This is a genomic window from Vibrio sp. 1562 (assembly GCF_033340155.1).
Lineage (GTDB): Bacteria > Pseudomonadota > Gammaproteobacteria > Enterobacterales > Vibrionaceae > Vibrio > Vibrio alginolyticus.
On record NZ_JAWOVY010000004.1, the window covers coordinates 100,241 to 123,372 of the forward strand.

A 23,132-nucleotide genomic window follows, 5' to 3' on the forward strand; every position below is an offset into this window, starting at 1 on the left:
TATGAAAGGAATCATCTCTCTAGCGACTTTACTTTCAACGCTTTTTCTCGTCGGCTGTGGGGATAAGGCGCCAGAAAAAGAGCTCGAAACGCCACGAGTTAGGGTTACGTCATTAGCGGGAAACAAGGTGGACGACAACTTGTACTTCCCTGCGGTTGCGAATGCAGCGGATCGCTCTCATTTGAGCTTTAGAGTGGCAGGAGAAGTCAGCAGCATCATGGTAAAAGAGGGCGACAAAGTCACGAAGGGTGATGTTATTGCAACACTAGATCCCACTGACTATGAGTTGGATGTAGATAATGCGAGTGCGCGTTTTTCTGTTGTCGACAGTCAGTATCGCCGCTCACGCCCTTTGGTTGATAAAGGCCTATTAGCTAAGTCTCAGTTTGATGAAATTGCAGCACAACGACAAATCGCCTTAGCTGAGCTTCAGTTAGCCAAACTTCGTCTATCATTTACTGCCTTAAAAGCGCCCGTGGATGGGATTATTTCGCGAGTTAATATCGACCAATTCGAAAATGTTCAAGTCGGACAGCATATCGTTAATATTCACAGCTTGGAGCGAGTCGAAGTGTTGATTCAGCTTCCTGACCGCCTCTATGTGAACCAACCGCCAACGGAAGAAAGGCTTACCGCGATCAAAGCATTAGTGCGCGTGCCCAGTGGTAACGAATATAACGCGACGGTAAAAGAATTTACAACCGAACCCGACCCAACAACAGGTACGTTTACTGTCACACTGTCGCTTCCTATGCCGGAAGAAGAGTACATCCTAGATGGTATGGCTGTTGAGTGTTGAGGTAACTTCTAAAGACGAGAATGTTGGGCTTGATCTCAACCTAGGAATTAATGTTCCTATCGAAGCCATTTTTAATGCGGATGGTGACGAGCTGGGGCGCGAAAACAAATTTGTTTGGGTACTGAATGACGACAATACGGTATCGCGCAAACAGGTGCGAGCAGGTAAGGCATCTAAAACGTCCATTCAAATCCTTGATGGTCTCATGCTCAAAGACAAAGTCGTGATTGCCGGTGTTTCTCGATTAAGGGATGGCATGAAAGTGGAAGTGATACAGGAAATGGCTACGCAGGAGGTCGGTCTATGAGCGATCTTAATAAATCAGTGCCTCAAAGTGATGATGATGTGACCGGTATTGCTGCGTACTTCATCCGAAATCGCGTCATCAGTTGGATGGTCGCACTGATATTTTTGATTGGTGGTATCGCCGCATTCTTTGGTTTAGGGCGTCTTGAGGACCCTGCTTTTACTATTAAAGATGCGATGGTAGTGACCTCTTACCCTGGTGCGACACCGCAACAAGTCGAAGAAGAAGTGACGTATCCAATCGAAAAAGCGATTCAGCAGCTTACTTATGTTGATGAAGTAAATTCGATTTCTAGCCGGGGATTATCTCAAATCACGGTCACGATGAAGAACAATTATGGCCCTGATGATCTACCACAAATTTGGGATGAGTTGCGCCGTAAAGTGAACGACCTTAAAGGGACGTTGCCTCCAGGTGTGAATGAACCTCAAGTGATCGATGATTTTGGTGATGTTTACGGGATTTTGTTAGCGGTGACTGGCGACGGTTATAGCTATAAAGAGCTACTGGATTACGTCGATTACTTACGCCGAGAGCTCGAACTGGTTGATGGTGTGAGTAAAGTTTCGGTATCCGGGCAACAGCAAGAGCAAGTTTTCATCGAAGTATCGATGAAAAAGCTGAGCAGTATAGGTCTTGCTCCGGATACCGTGTTTAATCTTCTTTCGACGCAAAACGTGGTTTCTGACGCAGGGGCGATCAGAATTGGTGACGAGTACATCAGAATTCAGCCGACTGGCGAGTTCCAGAGTGTGGAGGAGCTGGGTGATTTGTTGATTACTGAGTCGGGCGCTCAGGGGCTCATTTTCTTGAAAGATGTGGCGGAAATAAAACGCGGGTATGTAGAAGTACCGAGTAATATTATTAATTTTAACGGAAGTCTTGCACTAAACGTCGGCGTTTCTTTTGCTGAAGGCGTCAACGTCGTTGAAGTCGGAAAAGCATTTGATCATCGCCTTGCCGAGCTAAAGTACCAGCAACCTGTCGGTATCGAAATTTCGGAAATTTACAGTCAGCCGAAAGAAGTGGATAAATCGGTTAGCGGTTTTGTTGTGAGCTTGGCTCAAGCTGTCGGTATCGTCATTATCGTACTTCTGTTCTTTATGGGGCTACGTTCTGGGCTACTAATCGGTTTAATCTTGCTGCTGACGGTGCTGGGTACGTTCATTTTCATGAAGTATCTCGCGATAGATTTACAGCGGATTTCATTAGGTGCCTTGGTTATCGCGTTAGGTATGCTGGTGGACAATGCCATCGTTGTGGTTGAGGGGATTTTGATTGGTACTCAAAAAGGGCGAACTCGACTCCAAGCAGCGACCGACATTGTTACCCAAACAAAATGGCCATTACTTGGGGCAACTGTGATTGCGGTAACTGCATTTGCGCCAATTGGACTGTCTGAAGACTCGACGGGCGAATACTGTGGCACTTTATTTACGGTTCTGCTGATCTCTTTAATGTTGAGCTGGTTTACCGCTATCTCGTTGACACCATTCTTTGCTGACATCTTCTTTAAAGGCCAGAAGATTAAACAAGGTGAAGGGGAAGAAAATGATCCATATAACGGGGTTATTTTCGTTATTTATAAAAAGTTTCTTCAGTTTTGTATGCGTCGTGCTTGGTTTACCGTTGTGGTGCTGATTGCGGGATTAGCGGCAAGTGTTTACGGGTTCACCTTTGTGAAGCAAGCGTTTTTCCCATCTTCGACAACGCCGATTTTTCAGTTAGATGTATGGATGCCAGAAGGAACTGATATTCGAGCAACCAACACAACGCTTAAAGAGTTAGAAAGTTGGTTAGCTAAGCAAGAGCATGTTGACCATATCACGACGACCGCGGGTAAAGGCTTACAGCGCTTCATGTTAACGTACGCGCCAGAGAAAAGTTATGCGGCTTATGGTGAGATAACCACTCGTATGGAAAATTACGAAGCGTTGAAACCATTAATGGCGAAGTTTCGAGAGTATTTAAAAGCCAACTATCCAGAAATCAATTACAAGCTCAAACAGATTGAGTTAGGCCCTGGTGGTGGTGCAAAAATTGAAGCGCGTATTATTGGCTCAGATCCAACCGTCCTTCGTACGATAGCCGCTCAGGTCAAGGACATCATGTACGCCGACCCTCAGGCAACAAATATCAGGCATGATTGGCGTGAACGAACCCAAGTTCTTGAACCTCAGTTTAACGAGAGTCAGGCACGTCGCTATGGCATTACCAAATCGGACGTCGATGATTTCTTGTCCATGTCATTCTCTGGAATGACGATAGGCTTGTACCGAGACGGCACGACGCTCATGCCTATCGTGGCTCGTTTACCAGAAGATGAGCGCATTGATATTCGTAACATCGAAGGCATGAAAATATGGAGTCCAGCACAGAGTGAGTTTATTCCACTTCAACAGGTCACAATGGGTTACGACATGCGTTGGGAGGATCCTATTATTGTGCGTAAGAACCGTAAGCGTATGCTCACTGTGATGGCAGACCCTGATATTCTAGGTGAAGAAACCGCATCGACGTTGCAAAAACGCTTACAGCCCCAAATCGAAGCGATTCAATTACCACCAGGTTATTCCTTAGAGTGGGGTGGTGAATACGAATCTTCAGGTGATGCTCAAGAGTCACTGTTTACTACCATGCCAATGGGGTACTTGTTCATGTTCTTGATCACTGTATTCCTATTTAACTCTATCAAAGAACCACTCATTGTTTGGCTTACCGTGCCGCTGGCGTTAATTGGTGTCACCACCGGTTTGTTGGCACTCAACACGCCGTTTGGCTTTATGGCATTGCTCGGCTTCTTAAGCTTATCGGGAATGGTGCTCAAAAATGGCATCGTATTACTTGACCAAATTGAAATTGAAATGAAGTCCGGTAAAGAGGCTTATGACGCGGTCGTTGATGCTGCGGTAAGTCGCGTCCGTCCCGTTTGTATGGCTGCTATCACGACGATCCTTGGTATGATCCCACTGTTGCCAGATATTTTCTTCAAACCAATGGCGGTTACGATTATGTTTGGTTTGGGTTTTGCGACAGTCCTGACACTGATTGTCGTGCCAGTGTTGTATCGTTTGTTCCATAAAGTGGCAGTACCGAAACAGGCTTAGTGCTACTGATATAACGATGAAAAATATCGCGCCTCTAGCTCATCAGTTAGAGGCGCTTTTTAAGGAAGAATAATGACAGAACAAAAAACGTGTGCGTGGGCGATGAATCACCCATTAGAGCGCGAATATCATGATTCCGAATGGGGCGTGCCAGTATATGACGACCAAGTCCTGTTTGAATTTATTACTTTGGAAGGTGCGCAAGCTGGTCTTAGTTGGATCACCATCCTTAAAAAGCGCGAAGGTTACAGAGAAGCGTTCGAGAATTACGATCTAGATGCGTTGGAACAAAGAAATGAAGAACGCGCTGAATACATCGTGGAAAACTTCGATGTTGTGAGACATCGCGGAAAGATTAACTCGGTATTCAGTAATGCCAAAGCGGCCAAAGCGTTAATTGCTGAATACGGGAGTTTATCAGACGCGTTGTGGCAGTTCGTGGACGGTGAACCAATCGTCAATCAATGGCAACATATGAGTGACGTACCAGCTTCGACAGAGCAATCCAAAGCCATGAGTAAATTCCTAAAAAAGAAAGGCTTCAAGTTTGTCGGTGAAACCATCTGTTATGCTTTCATGCAAGCCGTCGGCATGGTGGATGACCATATCGTTGGATGTCCTAAAAAGCAGAATAAGTAACGTTTGGCGATTAAGCTAATGTTGTTAGTTCTGGCTATCATGAATACGTTCCAAAGCTTCGATTCGACGCCATTGAGTGGCATTGAAGCTTTGTTTTCTTAAAGCAATGATTTCTGCCTGTTTTTCGTCTTGCCCTAGAAAATCTCTATTCAGAATATTTTGACGCTGCTTTAAGTAAGTGGCGAGTTGAGTCTCAAATGATGCTCTTTGCTCATCAAGCTTTTGCAGCCTCTGCGCTCCGGCATCTCCTACCAGAGCAACACGGGCGATGTACTTATCTTGTGAATCAAGCTGAGAAGCTTGCTCGAGCTGCTCTGCTAATGCGTTATTGCGTTCACTTTCTCGTATGTAATCCGGTTGTTCTGATAACGCTTGATTGAGAAGGTGTGCTTGACTCTCGATATCCGATGCCTGTGTTTTAATCGTCAGCTTTTCTAAAGCAAGTTGGCGAAGTCGGTTTTCTTCGTCAAACAATTGGGTTATCTGCACCTCGTTAAAGTATTGAAGCTGTAAGTTCAGTGTTGCTTCATTCAGCATGGTTAACTGTTCAAGCGTTAGGTGGTTGTGCTCAAAAGGCTCTAATGCAGTGAGTGCTTGCTTGTAGGAAAGGTAGGCTTGAAAAAGTGTGGCATCAATATTCAGAGTTTGCTTTGCTAAAGTGTCATCATTGACTTCCGCTTTGATCGTATCGAGATCTTCTTCGCCCAGCCGGCTAAGAGAATATTCGAAGAAGTCTTTTGGGGAAGAGACATCGGCGGCTATATCTTGCTGAGATGGCGAATGGTTAGAGGTTATCTCTTGTTGTTTGTCGCTTTGCAACAGAGAAAGCGCTCCCACGCCAAATATCGAGAGCAGGATAAAAGTGGTGAGAGCGACTTTCTTCATTGTGATGACCTCTTATAAACCTTGAAGTTTGAGACGATTTGCATGTTGGCGATAAAGCGTGACTGGATCGGTTTCAAAAAGATGATGAATACCGAGTAGACCGTTAATTTCATCCAAATGGTTCATTTGATAATCATCACGTATGACTTTGCCTAAATGTGTGCTGCACGCACCAACTAAGCCATCATTCGGCCCATCAAAGGCTAAGCCAAGTACCATCATGGCAGCGTCAGTCGGATCGAAAACGTTTGTAAAAGTGGATGATCCGGTCCATGAGTAGTAATAAACGCCATTTGAAGCTAGCAAGTCGCCATTACCACATTCACTGGTAGGGACTCCCTCCGGGTAGCGTTGGTTAAACGCTAATGATCCTTCCGTGGTTAATGCTGCTAGTGAGGCTAAAGGGTCTTGGTCGAGATCAGAACCACCTGATAGAAGATTAATAAGAGTAGTTAAGCCTTGCGCCAGTTTTACCGCGAGCTGCTCACTACCCGAACCCTCAGATACGGTGCCACGAACTAAATCTGCCACTTTAGACCCTTTATTAACGCCACCTATACTCGTAACTGATGCGACTAGGTCAGGACGGACAGAGGCAACATAGCGCGTTGTTGGACCACCATGACTGTGACCAATGAGATTGACTTTCTCTGCGCCTGTTGCTGCAAGTAAGGTTTCTACTTGAGCAAGCAGTTGCTCCCCTCGAACTTCGCTGCTATTGGTCGCGGATACCTGTGCAACATAAACTTTAGCGCCATCTTTTGTTAAGGAATGTGGTATTCCGAAAAAGTAATCAACGCCTGCCAGGGTATCAAAACCAAACAAACCGTGAACCAAGACAATCGGATACTTGGTTTGGGTATAACCTGTTGCAGCGTATACGGAGGTTATTGGGACGGTAACTAAGGTAAAAAGCATTAGCGCTATAAATTTGAGTTTCAAAACTATCTCCTTGTGGTATGACCTCTTATGAATGATAAAAAGTAGGAGAGAAACTCTAAATTTGAAAAGCCTATTTATGGCACATTATTTCATTCTGTGACTGCTCAATTGAAAAACAACACAAATGATTAACATTAATTAATGGTTCGGGCGAATGTTAGTTAATTCTAATTAAGTCAGAGGGTTATAAAAACGCCCCGCAATGCAGGGCGATTCAATCATTGTTATAGGGAGGCTTCTTTTTCAAGCATTAAGGCATTATAACGCGCAAAACCAGCCTCTAAATCAGCGATCAAGTCATTTACGTCTTCTAAGCCAATATGAATACGAACCAAAGTACCTTCAAAGTGTGGGTGAGCTACGGTTCTCAGGCTGTTAAAGCTCTTAGGTTCGTTAGCTAGAATGAGGCTTTCATAACCGCCCCAAGAGTAACCCATACTGAAGTGTTTCATACCATCAAGCAGAGCCGTCGTCGCTTTTGGATAAGACGTTTTGAGAACAAATGAAAACAAGCCGTTTCCACCTGTGAAGTCTCGTTTGAAAAACTCATGGCCAGGGCTTGTTTCTAAAGCTGGATGGCGGACATGATCAACTTCTGGGCGAGAAGCGAGCCACTGAGCGACTTTTAAACTGCTTTCTGCGTGCTGTCTTAGGCGAACATCCAACGTGCGAATACCTCGAAGACCTAGGTATGCGTCGTCAGGAGAAACGCACTGACCCATCAGGTAGCTTTGTTCACGAAGCTGATCCCAATACTTTTCAGAAGCCACAGCAGTACCTAGCATGACATCTGAATGTCCAACGATATACTTAGTCGCCGCTTGAATGGAAATGTCTACGCCATGCTCGAAAGGAGAGAAGTTCACGCCAGCTCCCCATGTGTTGTCAAGCATCACAATGATATCTTGCTCGTGGGCAATGCGCGCTAATGTAGGTACATCTTGGACTTCCATGGTTATTGAACCAGGAGATTCCAAGAAAAGGACTTTGGTATTCGGCTGAATCAAGTCTCGGATACCTTCACCGATCATTGGGTCATAATAGGTGGTTTCGATGCCCATCTTTTTCATGATGGTGTTACAAAAGTCACGAGTTGGTTCGTAACAAGTGTCCACCATTAGAATGTGATCGCCAGTTTCAACGAAAGAGAGGATGACATTTGAAATTGCTGCCGTTCCACAAGGGTAAAGCGCGCAACCAGCTCCACCTTCAATCTCAACCATTGCGTCTTGGAAAGCAAAGTGCGTGTTGGTGCCTCGGCGACCATAAAACAACGTTTTGTTTGCACGATTAATGGTGGCTTGGTTCTTTTCTGCAACGGTATTGAATACCACAGTTGAAGCGCGTTGAACGGGTGGGTTTACAACACCATTTGTCCACTTTTTATCGCGGCCAGCGGTAATGAGTTTGGTTTTTTTTCCCTCTGACATAAAAGTTCCCTGTCTTAAATATTGCGGTTTGGAATATTTAAAACATGGACGACGTAGGTTATGCAAGGGAAAAGTCAACTATCAGCCAATAACAGCCAAGATGAACAGGTAATGATGTCGAGAGGTATCGTGTAGATAGGGAGCTAAAAGAACAAACCTCCAGCAGGATGCATGTAGCGCTGGAGGTTTTTTAGCCTGTGTATTTGAGGTATTAGAGGAGTGGATTGAAGAGATAGAACACTCGCTCTAAGAACCGAGAAAATAGGCTCCTTTTCTCCCATTCTTCCAATACAACAGTGTGAGATTGCTTAATATAGCTATCTTGTAACCAAGACATTTGCTTGGTGAACTCTTCGTCGTCAACGGCGAGGGTCACTTCGAAGTTCAGCCACAAGCTGCGCATATCCATGTTTACGGTGCCAACTAAACAGAATTGGTCGTCAATTACGACAGATTTTGTATGCAGCAAACCACCATAAAACTCATAAATCTTGACCCCTGAACTCAAGAGCTCACTATAAAAAGCGCGTGACGCCCATTGCACCATCATAGAGTCATTTTTATGTGGAATAACGAGTTCAACGTCAATGCCTCGTTGTGCTGTCATCTTTAACGTTTCGAGTAAATCAGCATTGGGCACGAAATATGGTGTTGTGATTCGTACCGAGCGATTGGCTTGGTTTATTGCCAATGTTAATACTTGATAGATCAGATATTCCGGCATACCTGGGCCAGAAGGCACAACCTGAATAGGGTGTTGGAATTCACTCTCATCGATCTTGCATTCAGGTAGTCTTGGTAAATGACGTTCGCCAGTTTCGACTTCCCAATCCCAACAGTGGATGGCACTCAATACGTTTACCGTTGGTCCTGTAATACGAACCATGATATCCACCCAATGCCCAACGCCACTATTTTGCTTGAAGTAAGCCGGGTCAACCAAGTTCATTGAACCTGTATAAGCAATTTCATCATCAATTACGATGATCTTGCGATGCTGGCGAAGATCAAGACGACGTAAGAAAATACGCCACATCTTCACTTCTAACGCTTGAATAACTTCAATTCCAGCATCCTGCATCATTCGATACCAAGGACTTCTGAAAAAACGCGGGCTACCTGCTGAATCGAGCAATAGCTTGACATCTACGCCGCGTTTAGCCGCTCGGATAAGTGCAGAAGCGACAGAGTCAGCCAAACCACCTGGATGCCAAATGTAGAATACCATTCGAATACTGCTCTGCGCGTTTTCGATGTCTTCAATAATGGAATGCAAAATCTCATTAGGTGACTGTTGCAGCGACAATGTATTACCGCTCAATGCGGGAAGACCAAGGCGGTTGTTACATAGTTCATCAATTCGGTAGATGTGCCTTCCCATCGTTTCTGGGTTGTGCGCGTTACAGTCGTTAAGCTGACTGAACCACTTCTCGAATGGTGTAAACATCTCTTTTGCGCGTTCGGCCCGTTTTCTGCCTAAGTTCAGTTCACCGAAGAGGAAATAACACGCGACACCCAGAACGGGAAGGATATAAATGATCATTAGCCAAGCTAAAGACACGCTCACTGCACGGCGCTTTAAAACGACACGAATGGTCACACCTGCGACCAATAACCAATATAGCCCGATGCCAGCTAAAGTAAGAAAGTGATAAAACTTGTCCATATACGCTCAGAGTAATATGCCCTTCTAGGATATTAAGCATAAAAGTGGGTTGGGGGAATAGATTTCCCATTTAGACATGGGATTGACCTTATATGAGGAACGAATTTCATAACAGCTGATTCTGTTATTTTAATGTGAAAAATAAGGTCATTCTTTAACTTTTGAACAAAAAAGCAGCATTTAACCTGCGTAACTCGACACTTGTGCGATAAATGTACTTTTTTGGGGTTCCAATTTTAAAGGGGAGCTGCTTTACTTTCTAGACATAGTGCGTCGAACGCTTATTTTATAAGTGTACAATAATTTTTACATAAACTTTTTAGACGCCTATCTCTATGCATACACAACAAACTAATTTTGGAGAAAAAGCGTGGCTACAACTAATACAGCAGCACCACGTGATACGTGGGGGTCTAAACTAGGCTTCGTAATGGCAGCAGCGGGTTCCGCTGTCGGTTTAGGCAATATATGGAAATTCCCTTACACAGCAGGTGAGAGTGGCGGCGGTGCATTCGTTGCTATCTATCTTATCTTTGTAATTTTTATCGGCTTTAGCGTGATGCTGACAGAGTTCGCTATTGGTCGTAAGACAGGTCTTTCTGCCGTAGGTGCATTCAAAACAACTGACCGACGCTGGACGTTCACTGGCGTTATGGGAGTCTTCAGTGGTCTTTTGATCATGGGCTTCTACCCTGTGGTTGGTGGTTGGGCATTGGCCTACATCTTTAAAGTGGGTGGTGGTCTACTCAGCGCGCCAGAAGCAATTGGCGACAGCTTTGGCGGTTTCATCTCAGATCCGATTCAACCTTTAATGTGGATGGGTGTTTACCTGTTCCTTAACGTCATGATTGTGATGAAAGGGATCTCGGGTGGTATTGAGAAAGCTGGTAAGGTTCTGATGCCGCTTCTGTTCTTAATCCTAATCGTTGTTTCTGTTAAAGGCTTGATGCTGCCAGGTGCAATGGCGGGCCTTGAGTTCTTATTCATGCCGGACTTTTCTAAAGTCGACAGCAACGTAGTTCTTGCTGCACTAGGGCAGGCGTTCTTCTCACTTAGCTTAGGTATGGGTTGTATGATGACGTACGGTTCTTACCTGAAGAAGAAAGAGAACCTAGTTCAAACAACCGGTATGGTTACTGCGATGGATACAGGTGTCGCGATTCTTGCTGGTGTTGCTATGTTCCCAGCAATGTTTGCCTTTGGCATGGAGCCTGCAGCAGGCCCTGGTCTTGTATTCGTTGTCGTTCCTCAGCTATTTGCTGAAATGGGCGGTGTGATTGGGTTGCTATTCGCATTGCTATTTTTCATCGGTTTGACGGTGGCGGCATTAACTTCTTCAGTATCACTATTGGAAGTTGTCGTGTCTTACCTAATCGACGAGAAAGGCATGAAGCGCTCTAACGCTGTTCTGTCTGCAAGTGCAGTTATGGCGGCATTATGTATTTTTGCGTCACTATCGTTAGGTGGAATGGGACCAACGCTGTTTGGTACCGGTGCCTTTGATATCTTTGACTTACTAACGGACAAAATCTTCTTAGCGGTTGGTGGTATGTTGGTTTGTATCTTTGCAGGATGGCGCCTAAGCCGTGCTGAGCTAGAAAAAGAGATCACTAATGACGGCGAAGTATCCTTCCCGCTATTTGGATTGTGGTACAACCTAGTTAAATACCTGATTCCTGTTGCGATTGCTATTGTTGCCTTCATGGGGATTAAGTCTGGCTTTGATAGTGGCAAAGGTGAAATCATGCTGCTGGGTATCGCAATCATTGGCCTTGCTGGCATTTTCTCGAAGAAGCTTTAGCAAAGACCTTGGGGCATGCCTCGATAGCTTTGTCCGGTAACTTATGTATACTGCTGGCTCCAAACGTGGAGCCAGTTTTTTATGTTCGATATTCTACATACCCATCCCGATTTTCTGATCATCAATAAGCATCCCTACGTCTCTGTTCATAAAGACGATGGCGACACAATGCTGCTGCAAGAAGTGGCTAAGCAGAGTGGTGATGAGCAGCTCTATCTTATCCATCGCTTGGATAAAATGACATCGGGTATTCTGCTCCTCGGACGCAACGCCAAAGCGGCCAGTACGTTATCGCAAGCTTTTGCTGACCGCCAAGTAGAAAAGTTCTACCTAGCGATTGGCTCTAAAAAGCCGAAAAAGAAACAAGGTTTGGTCATTGGTGATATGGAGCGTTCGCGCCGTTCATCATGGAAGCTGGTCAACAGCAAAAATAACCCAGCCGTCACCCAGTTTTTCTCTCTTACGGCAGAGCCCGGAGAGCGCCTATTTTTATGTAAGCCACACACTGGTAAAACGCATCAAATCCGCGTGGCATTAAAATCGGTTGGCTCAGGTATTGTTGGCGACCCGATTTACAATGCAGGCAATGAGGCTGATCGCGGTTATCTGCATGCATTTTCACTTTGCTTCCAATACCGAGATGAGCAATATCGCTTTGTTTGCGACCCACGAGAATACCAAGTGCTAGGTTGCAAATGGCGCAGTGAAACCGTCTCCCAGGGTTTGGATACTTGGCTTTCCCCTTGGGAACTGAACTGGCCTACGATCAAATAACCGTCACAAAGAAAACTAATAAGAGAACTCGATGCAAGCATCACAACTTCCGCTGTTCTTTCAGCATCTAGAAACCGAGCTCGCGCAAGCTCCTAACGAAATTCGTCGACTGTTTCATGGTCGTGGCCGTCGTTTTGAGGGCCTAGAGCAAATCACCTGTGATTGGTTACAAGGTCAGTTGATTATCAACTTGTTTAAAGAAGTCGACGACGCGTTTCTCGCTGAGCTGAAAAGCGGCCTCAATGCGTTGGCACAATCACCACTGTGGGCAGACAAGCAAGGTCGCACTATGGTTCTTCAGCACCGTTATGCCGATGGTGCGCCTTCAGAAGTGCTTGTCGGTGAATTAGACGCTCGCCCTGTCGTTGAAGAAAGCGGTTTGAAATACCAATTGGATATTGGCCGCAATCAAAACTTCGGTCTGTTTTTGGACATGCGCTACGGTCGCGATTGGGTACGGGAAAATGCGAAGCATAAAAACGTGCTTAACTTGTTTGCTTACACCTGTGGCTTTTCTGTCGCTGCCATTGCGGGTGGCGCAGATAAAGTGGTTAACGTCGACATGGCAAAAGCGTCGCTGTCTAAAGGTCGTGAGAACCACAAGCTAAATGGTCATAACATCAACCAGGTAAGCTTTATGGGGCACGATATCTTTAAATCGTGGGGTAAGATTAAGAAATCTGGTCAGTATGACTTGATCATTATCGATCCGCCTTCATTCCAGAAAGGCAGCTTTGCGCTGACTAAAGACTACAAAAAGATTCTACGTCGATTGCCGGATTTGTTGGCAGAAGGCGGTCAAGTGATGGCATGTGTGAACTCACCATCTGTGACAAGCGACTTCTTGATTGAAAGCATGAAAGAAGAAGCGCCAGAGTTGACATTCCGTGAGCGTCTGGATAACCCACCAGAGTTTATGGACGTAGACAGCGAAGCAGCATTGAAAGTGTTGCTGTTTAGCGAGAAGCAATGACGACGAAACGAAAGTTGTGCCTATCTATAATACCAGCCGTTTGAGTACGGCTGGCATTTCCACGATACCCCGTTAATCTGAATAGCGAGACGCGAGTGTGATTCAGAGTCTATTATCAGAGTGAGTTATTCCTAACACGCTGATATTAGATTCCTGACCTCGCCTAGGCTCGTCGGAATGACGGGAAACAATAAAAGATCGATACCAGCAGCATTAACCGATCTGCACTTCAAGATCCGCTTCGATGATTGATGAGCAGGCGAGCACATAGCCTTGTTCAATTTCTTCTGGCGTCAATGTTTCTAGGCTAGTGGAAGAAACGTTGCCTTTACGAACCTTGCATTTGCACGAGCCACAAATTCCGCTTCGACAAGCGACGATTAATGGTAAACCTGCGCCTTCGAGCACATCGGCCAGTACCTGACCTTTTTGCGCATCGATGCTTTGAGCAAAATCAGGAACAAAAACGTTAACCGTCTCATCGGAGACCGATGATTCTGCGCCAGTCGCTGGCGTAAAACTCTCTTGGTAGAAGTTCGTCATGTCAAAACCAAGATCATTCAAATAGCCGTGAACATCTTGCATAAACTGGCTTGGACCACACAGGTAAACGGTGCGTTGCTTGAAATCAGGAACAAGCTCTTTAATCCAGTCGGCATTCAAACGACCTTGTGGGTGTGACGTTCCTTCACGGTTTTTCAGCAACAGCTTTAAATGGAAGTTGGGATATACGGCGTCTAACGTTTCTAGCTGATCGTAGTAAATCGTCTCTTCTGGGCTGCGTGCGATATGAAGAAATGCGATGTCCACATCGTTTTCGTTTTCATCTTGATTACTCAGCCAGTGTTTTGCCATCGAAAATACGGGCGTGACGCCGCAACCTGCACTGATAAGCAAGGCTTTTGTTTCGCCATCACGTAACACGGGTGGATGGTCGATGCAGTTAAATTCGCCTGCTGGTGGTAATGCTTGAACAGTATCACCGAGCAGCAGCGAGTCAACGATGTAGTTCGATACTTTACCGCCAGATACTCGTTTGATGGTGAGTTGAAGGTGATCGTCTTCATTGATCGAGCTGATTGAATAGGAACGAAACTCCATTTTTCCATCAATTTCGACGCCCAAGTTAATAAACTGGCCAGGCTTAAACTGAAACAGAAGTGATTCGGTTAGTTCGGCCAATTTGATGCTGACGGTGTCGTGTGTTTCGAAGTATTTGTCGATGCAACGGAGTGTGACGGGTTGGTTACCTTGCCATTCAAAAAACATAACGATCTCTTTGGTTGTGGCTATTTTTGGTTCGAAATAGATAGCGCCTCCGCGTAAGGAGGCGCGTAACAAGCAGGTTTATTAGGCTGCTAGGATGGCTTTTAGATCATCCTGAACATTGCCAATACTGCGCATATCGAACTTCTCTTGGATGATGGCGATTAGGTTTGGCGTTAGGAATGCTGGTGCAGTAGGGCCTGTGTAAATGCCTTTCACGCCCAATGCAAATAGCGTAAGCAAGATAACGATCGCTTTTTGCTCGAACCAAGAAAGCACAAGCGTGAGTGGCAGTTCATTGATGTCACAGTCAAACTCTTTCGCCAGTGCAAGTGCAAGCTGGATTGCAGAGTAAGCATCGTTACATTGGCCCACATCCAATAGGCGAGGGATGCCGTTGATATCTCCGAACGTATTCTTGTTGAAGCGGAACTTACCACACGCCAAGGTCAGGATTAGCGTGTTTTCTGGCGCTTCAGCCGTAAAATCGGTGTAGTAGCTGCGTTCCGCTTTATCACCATCACAACCGCCGACTAGGAAGAAGTGTTTGATGTTGCCTTGCTTCACTTGGTCGATAACCGCAGGGGCGGCGTTCATCAGTGCATTGCGACCAAAACCAACCGTGATGTGGTGTTCGATTTCATCGTGTTGGAAACCGTCTTGCGCTAGAGCACATTCAATCACTTGGCTAAAATCATCGCCTTCGATGTGAGCCACACCAGGCCAGCCAACAATACTACGAGTGAATAAACGGTCTGCGTATTGACCCACATTTGGATTCAACAAGCAGTTTGACGTCATTACGATTGCACCAGGGAAGTTGGCGAATTCTTTCTGCTGGTTTTGCCATGCGCTGCCGTAGTTACCGACAAGGTGAGAGTATTTCTTCAGCTCAGGGTAGCCGTGTGCAGGCAGCATTTCACCATTGGTGTAAACGTTAATGCCTTTGCCTTCGGTCTGTTGCAGGATTTTTTCTAGGTCATGCAAATCATGGCCAGAAACAAGAATACATTTACCTTTTACTGGCTTGACGTTCACCGTGGTTGGTTCTGGATGGCCGAAGGTCATTGTTTCACCTTGGTCGAGCATTTCCATCACTTTGTAGTTCATCAGGCCGATGCGCATTGAGCAATCAAGTAGTTCGCCGAGATCTTCAGGGTCTGTGCCCAACCACGCCATGATTTCATGGTATTCGGCATAGATATCGTTGTTGGTTTGCTCAAGAACACGTGCGTGCTCCATGTACGCGGCTGCACCTTTAAGGCCGTATAGGCAAAGTAGACGCAGGCCAATCACATCTTCATGTACTTGGTCTTTACCACGGTTAACGGCAACTTGAGGAGCAAAAGCTAAGATCGCTTCTGCGCTATTTGGTAGCTCAAAGTGAGCAACAACAGGGATGTCTGCAACTTCGGTATCAGCAAGCGTTGCTGCCGATATCACTTGCTCTTTTAGCAATGCTTTGTACGTTGCTGCTTGAGAAGTTAGCTCTAGGACACGTTCAGGGTCAAAGTTTACGTTCGTCAATGTAGAGAAAAATGCTTTTGGTGCCCATTGGTTGATTTCATCGTTAATGATGTTGAATTCAAGTGCTTTTGATGCCCAAAAAGAAACCCCTTGCAGTGTGTAAACCAACACGTCTTGCAGGTCAGATACTTCAGAAGTTTTACCACACATACCTTGTGCAAAAGAACAACCTTTAACAGCAGGGGTTTGAATTGTCTGTTCACATTGAATACAGAACATATTGGGTTCTCCAGTGATTGTTTTAATAGTCGTGATGTTGACCGCTAGAGAGCAGAATGTGTGCCAATTTTTATTTTGTTGATTTATATAGGATTTTATTGTTTTTAGGTGAATGATTGATGTAATTAAGACAACGGGGGTGATGTCTTAATTACATCGGCTTCTTGTGGTTGGTTATTTATTGATCCCGAGCTTTTTACCCATCCGATATAAGTTCCCGCGATCCATTTGCAAAAACTCCGCTGCTTTTGCCCAAACGCCACCAGTTTGGCTTAAAGCATGTTCAATTAAATCACGTTGATAGCTTTCTATCAGTTCTCGCATTGGTTGGCTTTCTTTGGGTAAATAATGCGATGTGTTTTTTACATCACCGAGAGCCAATGAGGTGTCAAAATGGTTAAGCATGATCGTGCTTGCACCTTGTTGAATGGCGTGTAAAGCCGCGCGAGTTAAAGTGTGTTCGAGCTCGCGTACGTTTCCGTACCAAGGTAAAGACTCCAGTTGAGTCAACACTTTAGGGTGAACGTGAAGATTGGACGCATTAAATTGTTGGCGTACCTTTTCTAACAGATATCCGGCTAAAACGGGAATATCACCGTCACGGGCACGAAGTGGGGGAACTTGGATTGGGAATACGTTTAAACGGTGGAAAAGGTCTGCTCGAAACGTGCCAGCTTCGACCTCTTTTTCTAATTGTCGATTGGTCGCGGCGATGATGCGCACATTGACCATCAAATGCTGATCGCTACCCACACGTTGCAGCTCGCCTTGCTGAATTACGCGCAGCAATTTTGCTTGCAAAATCATAGGCAGTTCGCCCACTTCATCAAGGAAAATCGTTCCACCGTCTGCCAGTTCAAACTTACCGGCACGGTGGCTATTAGCACCTGTAAATGCGCCTTTGACATGGCCAAACAGTTCACTCTCAGCCAGACCTTCAGGCAGGGCCGCACAGTTGACGTAAATCATCGGCTTATCGCTACGATGAGATTGCGCGTGTACCGAGTGCGCGACCAGTTCTTTACCAGTACCGGTCTCTCCTGTGATAAGTACTGCGTAATCTGATTGAGCAACAGTCGCAATGTTGTTTCGTAACTGGTTGACCTGTGGACTCAAACCCACCATTTCGCCATGTTGAGAACGGGCTTGCTGGATAAGGGTTTGAGTGACGCTTTTTTGCTTCTGGTTTTGCGCTTTGAGCGCTTTTAACTGAGCAATGTTACGCAATGTCGCAGCGGTCAAAGCCGCAAAGGTTTCGATAGCGACAGGATCGATGCCATCAAACGCGCCCACCGTTAGTGCATCCATCGTTAGTGCGCCAACAAGTTGGCCTTCGACATACAAGCTAAAGCCCATGCAATCGTGAACATCAATGCATTGGTCTTCAGTTAATAGTGTGCCGTCGAAAGGATCCGGCAGTGAACAATCGGCATCGAAACGCACCGGTTCACGGCTATGAATAATGGCATCTAAGCGAGGGTGCGCTTTGGGGAAATAGCGACGACCTAAGACCGAGCTGGATAAGCCTTTTACCGCGACAGGAGTTAGAAACCCATCCTCATCGAAGATAAACAGGCAGCTCGCATCACATGGGAATACTTGCGCGACCCCATCAATGAGGTTTTGATATTGCTGCTCATGAGAGCGATTAGAGCTGAGGTTTAGCGCGATATTAAGGAGTACGTGGTCAACAGTCGGTGTCATAACAAGCCCAAAGTTATCTGGAATGGGCTCATGCTAGCAACTTGATGTCATTTGAACATCGAAAGGTATGGGAGATTGATGTTCCATTGACGACGATCAAGTTTGATACGAAAAGAAACGCGCAAGTTAACAAGCCAGTGATGTAAGCTTGCGCGGGTTAGGTGTTTGAATTAAAGCAGGCCAAAGGTTTGGTTCGTCCGAATTAACGAGGAACGACTCTGGCGTCATTACCAGAAACATTGATTTGGACCGCTTGGCCTGGTTGGAAAATCATGTTTGGATTTGCTTCTTGAACAATAGAGATAATCTTTCCGTCCTCTAAACGAATGGTCAGATTCACGCCATTTCTTTTCGCGGTTGCTTCAGCCGCTTTGCTGCCTGCATAGCCACCCAATAGACCACCACCAATGGCAGCGATATCCGAGCCAGAACCGCCCCCAACTTTTGAGCCTAAGATCCCGCCCACGGCAGCACCAGCGATGGTGCCAATGGCATTGGATTGGGTAGAGGCATCAATGGTTACGGGTTCTACTTTTTCTACTGTGCCGTAGTAAACCTGCTGAACTTTGCGAGTGTCGGATGAGCCGTATGCATCTCCGTACGGGTTAGGTGAGCTACAGCCGCCAAGCACGAGCGCACAAGTAATGGTGAGCAACATGCCTAAATTGATCTGTTTTTTCATATAGCCTCCGAATGGTTTCTTCATTCAAAGAGTATATACCCCAATTTAACCTGCGTTTTGGTGCTTTATAAAACAGTGGCTTAGCGGCCTGTCCCTTAAGGAAACGCGATTGTCTAAGCAGTATTAATGATCGTTAAGCGTATGAAACCCTGAATAAATACGTGTAAAAGTGGTAAACCAGCATGCCGCGCCAAAGATATATGCTATGACGGCAAAGTGTTGCGGTAGCAAACAAAATAAAACCAAACAGCCAATGGTTTCTGTACCTTCGGTTAAGCCGCTCATGTAGTAAAGCGATTTGTTTTTATATACCGGATTATCGATGCCTTGTTTTCCTGCCATGATGGCAAAAGCTAAAAAGCTACTACCAGTGCCGATGAAGGAAAAAATCAAAAATGCGCCTGCAACGGCATTGTGCTCTGGGTTGGCAAGCACAAAGCCAAAAGGAATCAACGAATAGAACAAAAAATCTAAGCTGATATCAAGAAAACCACCCGCATCGGTAATGCCTTGAATCCTTGCCAGTGCACCGTCTAACCCATCACAGATTCTGTTCAGCAAAATAAACAGCAACGCCAACAAGTACTGTTCGGCGATCAAAGCAGGCAGGGCAAAACAGCCAAGCACAAAACCAAATACTGTCGTCTGATTTGCAGTGATACCACATTTATCGAGATATGTCGCACTGAGTGCCAGCGGTTTGCGGATGAGCTTTATACTCAGGCTATCAAGCATGATTTTTCTCCCACGGCCAGTTTAGGCAGCGGCTGCCATCAGGAATATCGTCTTCATCGTGCGTTACCATCAAAGTAGGGATGTTCGCTTGCTGCAATTGTTCGAGCACCCAATTGCGAAATTGCACGCGCAGGTCTTTATCCAGCTTGCTATAGGGCTCATCAAGTAGCGCAACTTTCGGCTTTGCTAGCAGCATACGAGTCAATGAGATACGGGCACGTTGCCCTCCCGAAATTTGGTCAGGAAAGGACTCTGCTAGTTTGGTCAATGAAATGTTCTTCAGTGCTTGCATAGCGTGAGCTTTACGCTCTTCACCTTTGATTGAGTTTGGTAGCGCGAAGGCAAGGTTCTCCCACACCGTTAAATGAGGGAAGAGCAAATCTTCTTGGAATAGAATACCGACCTGACGCTTATGGGCAGGGAGGGCATCCAACTTTTCGTTATCAAGCGTAATGGATCCAGAGTAGTTGAACTCGGCGGATAGGTGCCCGGCAATGGCATCCAACAAAGTGGATTTACCACAACCGCTAGGCCCCATCAGGGTAACGATTTCACCTTTTTCTACGGTCATGTTGAACGCTGAAAAAAGCGCGTCGCCATTGGTTTTACGGATGGCGAGGTTTTCGAGACAAAGACTCATTCAGTAGTAAACCTTTTATAGACAAGCGGCGATACTTCCTGTGCAAGTGGCTAAGCAGTATCGCAAAAGAAAAGAACAAGAATGGCAGCAGAGCTTGCCAAATGGCGTAAATAGCGGTGACACGTCGGTCAAAACCACTGGATAGTGCAACGGCTTCGGTTGTGATGGTGCTAATGCGCCCAGCCCCTAGCACCAATGTTGGTAGGTATTGCGCCAGGCTGACACTAATACCGACAGCCCACGCGAATGCAATTGCAGGCAGGAGGATTGGCAGTTTCACTTTTAACCAAGCTTGCATCGGTGATTTACCCAAGCTGAGTGCGACGCGAGTTAAGCCGTTATCGAAGCTGCGCCACGGACCGTCTAGCGAGAGGTAAATAAATGGGAACGCAAAGAATACATGCGCCCAACATACCCAAAAGAAATACGCATTACTGTTTAAGTACAGCGTCACTACTTGCATACCGAATAGCACGGATAGCTGAGGAATCAGCATTGGGATGGCGATGATGTAACCGGGCACCTGCCAGCGATAACGGAGACGATACTCATGTGCTATTAAAGCAAGAACTAGCGCGACAGTCGCGCTGATTAGGGCGATTGACATACTTTGTTCTAGAGTCCCTAGAATACTGTGCCATTCGTATTCCCAAAAACGCAGGCTGTAACGGCTTGGGAGCAAATCTGGAAAGCGCCAACGTTGGGCAAAGCTCCACAGCACCATGAGTGGAATCATTAGAAGTGCAAGTAGCGCGACCAGTGAAAATAGGGTTTTACCGGGTAAACGAAACCCGTTTCGACCAGAGTACTGCCAGCGTTTGAACCCTTTGGTAATACACCATTCCATTAAGCGTGCAAATCCAATCAAAAGGCTTGCGAACGCAAACAGTATTACTGCGCCAGCGGCCGCTCTTGGTAGGAGCGATAAATCTGGATCGTTAAACCATTGCCATACCAAAACCGCAAACGTGGGTGGGTTGGTAGGGCCAATAATCAGGGCGACATCGACAACGGACAAACTGTAAGCCAATACCGCCAGCATTGGGAAACGAAGTTTTGCTAACCATTGCGGAAATACGCATTTCCACCACGCTTGCGCGGAACTGTAGCCCATCGAGTGACTGACTTTTTCAACCTTATCGACTTTCAATTGCTGAAGGATCGGAATACTCATCAACAATAAAAACGGCACTTCTTTAATCGCAAGCATGATGACCAAACCGAGTGCATGTGGGTCCTTAATCAGCAATGCTAAGTCATTCACCGTTTGTGCATTCGGGTCGTAACCAAACAGTTGGTTGAGAACACGAACGCCCATACCAGTTGGGGCAAACAAGAACGCAAAGCCAATTGCAAACGCGACGTGCGGCATCGCGAGAAGTGGGGAAAGGCTAACTTCAATTTTTCGCCAAAACTTACTGCCCCAAGAGGCTTGTAGAATTGCAAATGCGATGAAGCAAGCCAAGTAGCTACTGAAAATGGCGGAGTAGAAAGTAAGCCCGATGGATGTCCAAACACCTTCCCAATCAAAGACGGCATTGAAGCCATCAAAAGAAAAGTGGTGTAGACCGATAGGAGGTACATAACCGAGCGCAGAGACCACCACTCCAAGTAGTCCCGGAATGGTAGGCAAAATACAAACTGCGATAATGACTAAATACAGCGCTCTTAACATGGATTCTTACTAATTCCCGTAGCGTTTCAACCATTCTTTTTCCAACGCCGCTTGCCAACTTGGATGTGGCTCAGCGATAGATTTGAATTGTTGAGTGTTTTTGGCCGAACCAGTTAGGTATTGGTTGCTTAGTACCGAAGGGTCGCCCCAGATGTTTAGGTTACCTTTGCGAGACTGTGCTTCAGGGCTCAATAAAAAGTTTATCGCAACTTGTGCACCAGCACTGGCATTTGCGTTCCAAGGAATCGCTAAAAAGTGGATATTTGAGAGTGCTCCTGCGTCCATTGCGTACGCTTTGGTGCTCTCTGCAAGATTACCGCTCGACTGCGCAGAGAAAACCGCGTTCGGGTTAAAGGTAATCGCCAGGTCAGTCTGACCATCATCTAGTAGCTGAAGGGTTTCTGCTGTACCGCCTGGAAACTGCTTACCACCGCGCCAAGCGACTTTATGGAACTCATCTAGATAAGACCACAGCGGTTGAGTGACTTGTTCAAACGTGTCATCGGTAACTGGTTGTTGCAGCTCAGGGGTGTTGTTAGACAGTTCAATGAGTAATGCTTTGATAAAGCTTGTGCCATGAAACTCTGGTGGTCGAGGGTAAGTCAGGCGATTCGGGAACGCTTTTGCATAGCTCAGCATTTCTGAGAATGATTTTGGAGGGTTATGGAGGGTTTGCTCGTCATGGATAAACACTAATTGTCCTACTCCCCAAGGTGCTTCTAGACCTTCTGTTGGCTCGGAGAAGTCCACATCAATTGGTAGAGATTTATCCACATATTGCCAGCTTGGCAAACCTTCGACAAAAGGACCAAATAGCAATTGGTTATCCTTCATTGATTTGAAGTTTTCGCCATTGATCCAAACCATATCAACACTACCACCGCTGTTTTTGCCTGCCGCTTTTTCTGCAATAAGTCGAGTAGTGGTCTCAGAAATATCAGTTACTTTAACGTGGTTTAGCGTCACGTTATAACGTGATTTTAGCTCTCTACTCGCCCACTGTATGTAGCGATTAATTTCTTGGCTCCCGCCCCAAGCATGAAAGTAGACGGATTGCCCGTCGGCTTGCTGTTCGATTTTTTGCCATTCGCTATTCACTGATGAATCGGCAAAAGAAGGTGTCGCAAAAGTCGTGGCTAAAATGCCAATGCTGCTGAGTAGCTTTTTCATATCTATTCCGTGTTATGTCTTTTGGTTCTTGCTTTCGTTTCTATTGACGTTTTCGCAAGTCGTTCCGCTCTGTTACAAGGATAGTAATTCATCTCTCTCTATTATCAATGCCAATCCCAAACGGAATCACTCATTGATTCAAAGAATTACTCTCAATGTGAAGCAAAACGAAGAAAGGACAAATTTGGTGT

17 protein-coding genes and 1 pseudogene are annotated in these 23,132 nt (G+C 45.8%); 6 read left to right on the forward strand and 12 right to left on the reverse strand.

Annotated features, from left to right (window positions below):
• Position 1: 1 nt before the first annotated feature.
• From R7Z49_RS05675 to R7Z49_RS05685, 3 genes and pseudogenes are all read left to right on the forward strand, one after another.
• Positions 2–1,106: pseudogene (locus R7Z49_RS05675) on the forward strand (efflux RND transporter periplasmic adaptor subunit).
• Entirely contained in the window at positions 1,103–4,213 is a 3,111-nt protein-coding gene (gene vmeI, locus R7Z49_RS05680; protein ID WP_258489348.1) for an efflux RND transporter permease subunit VmeI, read from the forward strand. The pseudogene R7Z49_RS05675 and the gene vmeI overlap by 4 nt, the downstream one beginning before the upstream one ends.
• Before the next feature lie 72 nt (positions 4,214–4,285).
• On the forward strand, positions 4,286–4,852 hold the full coding sequence (locus R7Z49_RS05685) for a DNA-3-methyladenine glycosylase I (protein WP_005378109.1): 567 nt from the start codon (positions 4,286–4,288) through the stop codon (positions 4,850–4,852).
• A gap of 24 nt (positions 4,853–4,876) precedes the next feature.
• On the opposite strand, the gene R7Z49_RS05690 is transcribed toward R7Z49_RS05685, so the two are convergent.
• The 4 genes from R7Z49_RS05690 to cls all read right to left on the reverse strand — a co-directional run bounded on the left by R7Z49_RS05690 (position 4,877) and on the right by cls (position 9,775).
• Entirely contained in the window at positions 4,877–5,737 is an 861-nt protein-coding gene (locus R7Z49_RS05690) for a lipase secretion chaperone (protein ID WP_258489347.1), read from the reverse strand.
• 12 nt (positions 5,738–5,749) lie between these two features.
• Positions 5,750–6,655 (reverse strand): esterase/lipase family protein, encoded by a 906-nt coding sequence (locus R7Z49_RS05695; RefSeq protein ID WP_258489358.1) that lies wholly within the window; start codon positions 6,653–6,655, stop codon positions 5,750–5,752.
• Positions 6,656–6,903: 248 nt separating this feature from the next.
• Positions 6,904–8,109: a cystathionine beta-lyase gene (locus tag R7Z49_RS05700; protein WP_047100757.1), complete on the reverse strand. Its 1,206-nt coding sequence runs from the start codon at positions 8,107–8,109 to the stop codon at positions 6,904–6,906.
• A 211-nt stretch (positions 8,110–8,320) separates the two neighbouring features.
• On the reverse strand, positions 8,321–9,775 hold the full coding sequence (cls, locus tag R7Z49_RS05705) for a cardiolipin synthase (RefSeq protein WP_047100754.1): 1,455 nt from the start codon (positions 9,773–9,775) through the stop codon (positions 8,321–8,323).
• A 430-nt stretch (positions 9,776–10,205) separates the two neighbouring features.
• On the opposite strand from cls, the gene R7Z49_RS05710 reads away from it, so the two are divergent.
• The 3 genes from R7Z49_RS05710 (at position 10,206) to R7Z49_RS05720 (ending at position 13,323) form a co-directional block, all read left to right on the forward strand.
• A complete protein-coding gene (locus tag R7Z49_RS05710) occupies positions 10,206–11,576 on the forward strand; it encodes a sodium-dependent transporter (RefSeq protein WP_042522154.1) in 1,371 nt (456 codons plus the stop codon).
• Between the two features lie 81 nt (positions 11,577–11,657).
• A complete protein-coding gene (locus R7Z49_RS05715; RefSeq protein WP_318111443.1) occupies positions 11,658–12,350 on the forward strand; it encodes a TIGR01621 family pseudouridine synthase in 693 nt (230 codons plus the stop codon).
• A gap of 31 nt (positions 12,351–12,381) precedes the next feature.
• Entirely contained in the window at positions 12,382–13,323 is a 942-nt protein-coding gene (locus R7Z49_RS05720) for a class I SAM-dependent methyltransferase (protein WP_258489346.1), read from the forward strand.
• A 213-nt stretch (positions 13,324–13,536) separates the two neighbouring features.
• On the opposite strand, the gene R7Z49_RS05725 is transcribed toward R7Z49_RS05720, so the two are convergent.
• From R7Z49_RS05725 to R7Z49_RS05760, 8 genes are all read right to left on the reverse strand, one after another.
• Positions 13,537–14,592, reverse strand: a complete 1,056-nt coding sequence (locus R7Z49_RS05725; protein ID WP_064353814.1) for a hybrid-cluster NAD(P)-dependent oxidoreductase — start codon at positions 14,590–14,592, stop codon at positions 13,537–13,539.
• A gap of 81 nt (positions 14,593–14,673) precedes the next feature.
• A complete protein-coding gene (gene hcp, locus R7Z49_RS05730) occupies positions 14,674–16,335 on the reverse strand; it encodes a hydroxylamine reductase (protein WP_064353815.1) in 1,662 nt (553 codons plus the stop codon).
• A gap of 174 nt (positions 16,336–16,509) precedes the next feature.
• On the reverse strand, positions 16,510–18,039 hold the full coding sequence (gene norR / locus R7Z49_RS05735) for a nitric oxide reductase transcriptional regulator NorR (protein ID WP_213986319.1): 1,530 nt from the start codon (positions 18,037–18,039) through the stop codon (positions 16,510–16,512).
• A gap of 202 nt (positions 18,040–18,241) precedes the next feature.
• A complete protein-coding gene (locus R7Z49_RS05740; protein ID WP_005386695.1) occupies positions 18,242–18,721 on the reverse strand; it encodes a glycine zipper 2TM domain-containing protein in 480 nt (159 codons plus the stop codon).
• Positions 18,722–18,844: 123 nt separating this feature from the next.
• Positions 18,845–19,456, reverse strand: coding sequence for a CDP-alcohol phosphatidyltransferase family protein (locus R7Z49_RS05745; RefSeq protein WP_033905112.1), 612 nt, complete (start codon positions 19,454–19,456; stop codon positions 18,845–18,847).
• On the reverse strand, positions 19,449–20,096 hold the full coding sequence (locus R7Z49_RS05750) for an ATP-binding cassette domain-containing protein (protein ID WP_017634892.1): 648 nt from the start codon (positions 20,094–20,096) through the stop codon (positions 19,449–19,451). The genes R7Z49_RS05745 and R7Z49_RS05750 overlap by 8 nt, the downstream gene beginning before the upstream one ends.
• A complete protein-coding gene (locus R7Z49_RS05755) occupies positions 20,062–21,771 on the reverse strand; it encodes an ABC transporter permease (protein WP_213986320.1) in 1,710 nt (569 codons plus the stop codon). Before R7Z49_RS05755 ends, R7Z49_RS05750 begins: the two co-directional genes overlap by 35 nt.
• A gap of 9 nt (positions 21,772–21,780) precedes the next feature.
• Positions 21,781–22,941, reverse strand: coding sequence for an ABC transporter substrate-binding protein (locus R7Z49_RS05760; RefSeq protein ID WP_318111447.1), 1,161 nt, complete (start codon positions 22,939–22,941; stop codon positions 21,781–21,783).
• Positions 22,942–23,132: the final 191 nt, after the last annotated feature.

Excerpts from the sequence above, each read along its gene's own strand:
- vmeI (WP_258489348.1), top strand. The coding sequence starts at position 1,103 with ATGAGCGATCTTAATAAATCAGTGCCTCAAAGTGATGATGATGTGACC.
- R7Z49_RS05685 (WP_005378109.1), top strand. The coding sequence starts at position 4,286 with ATGACAGAACAAAAAACGTGTGCGTGGGCGATGAATCACCCATTAGAG.
- R7Z49_RS05690 (WP_258489347.1), bottom strand. The coding sequence starts at position 5,737 with ATGAAGAAAGTCGCTCTCACCACTTTTATCCTGCTCTCGATATTTGGC.
- R7Z49_RS05695 (WP_258489358.1), bottom strand. The coding sequence starts at position 6,655 with ATGCTTTTTACCTTAGTTACCGTCCCAATAACCTCCGTATACGCTGCA.
- R7Z49_RS05700 (WP_047100757.1), bottom strand. The coding sequence starts at position 8,109 with ATGTCAGAGGGAAAAAAAACCAAACTCATTACCGCTGGCCGCGATAAA.
- cls (WP_047100754.1), bottom strand. The coding sequence starts at position 9,775 with ATGGACAAGTTTTATCACTTTCTTACTTTAGCTGGCATCGGGCTATAT.
- R7Z49_RS05710 (WP_042522154.1), top strand. The coding sequence starts at position 10,206 with ATGGCAGCAGCGGGTTCCGCTGTCGGTTTAGGCAATATATGGAAATTC.
- R7Z49_RS05715 (WP_318111443.1), top strand. The coding sequence starts at position 11,658 with ATGTTCGATATTCTACATACCCATCCCGATTTTCTGATCATCAATAAG.
- R7Z49_RS05720 (WP_258489346.1), top strand. The coding sequence starts at position 12,382 with ATGCAAGCATCACAACTTCCGCTGTTCTTTCAGCATCTAGAAACCGAG.
- R7Z49_RS05725 (WP_064353814.1), bottom strand. The coding sequence starts at position 14,592 with ATGTTTTTTGAATGGCAAGGTAACCAACCCGTCACACTCCGTTGCATC.
- hcp (WP_064353815.1), bottom strand. The coding sequence starts at position 16,335 with ATGTTCTGTATTCAATGTGAACAGACAATTCAAACCCCTGCTGTTAAA.
- norR (WP_213986319.1), bottom strand. The coding sequence starts at position 18,039 with ATGACACCGACTGTTGACCACGTACTCCTTAATATCGCGCTAAACCTC.
- R7Z49_RS05740 (WP_005386695.1), bottom strand. The coding sequence starts at position 18,721 with ATGAAAAAACAGATCAATTTAGGCATGTTGCTCACCATTACTTGTGCG.
- R7Z49_RS05745 (WP_033905112.1), bottom strand. The coding sequence starts at position 19,456 with ATGCTTGATAGCCTGAGTATAAAGCTCATCCGCAAACCGCTGGCACTC.
- R7Z49_RS05750 (WP_017634892.1), bottom strand. The coding sequence starts at position 20,096 with ATGAGTCTTTGTCTCGAAAACCTCGCCATCCGTAAAACCAATGGCGAC.
- R7Z49_RS05755 (WP_213986320.1), bottom strand. The coding sequence starts at position 21,771 with ATGTTAAGAGCGCTGTATTTAGTCATTATCGCAGTTTGTATTTTGCCT.
- R7Z49_RS05760 (WP_318111447.1), bottom strand. The coding sequence starts at position 22,941 with ATGAAAAAGCTACTCAGCAGCATTGGCATTTTAGCCACGACTTTTGCG.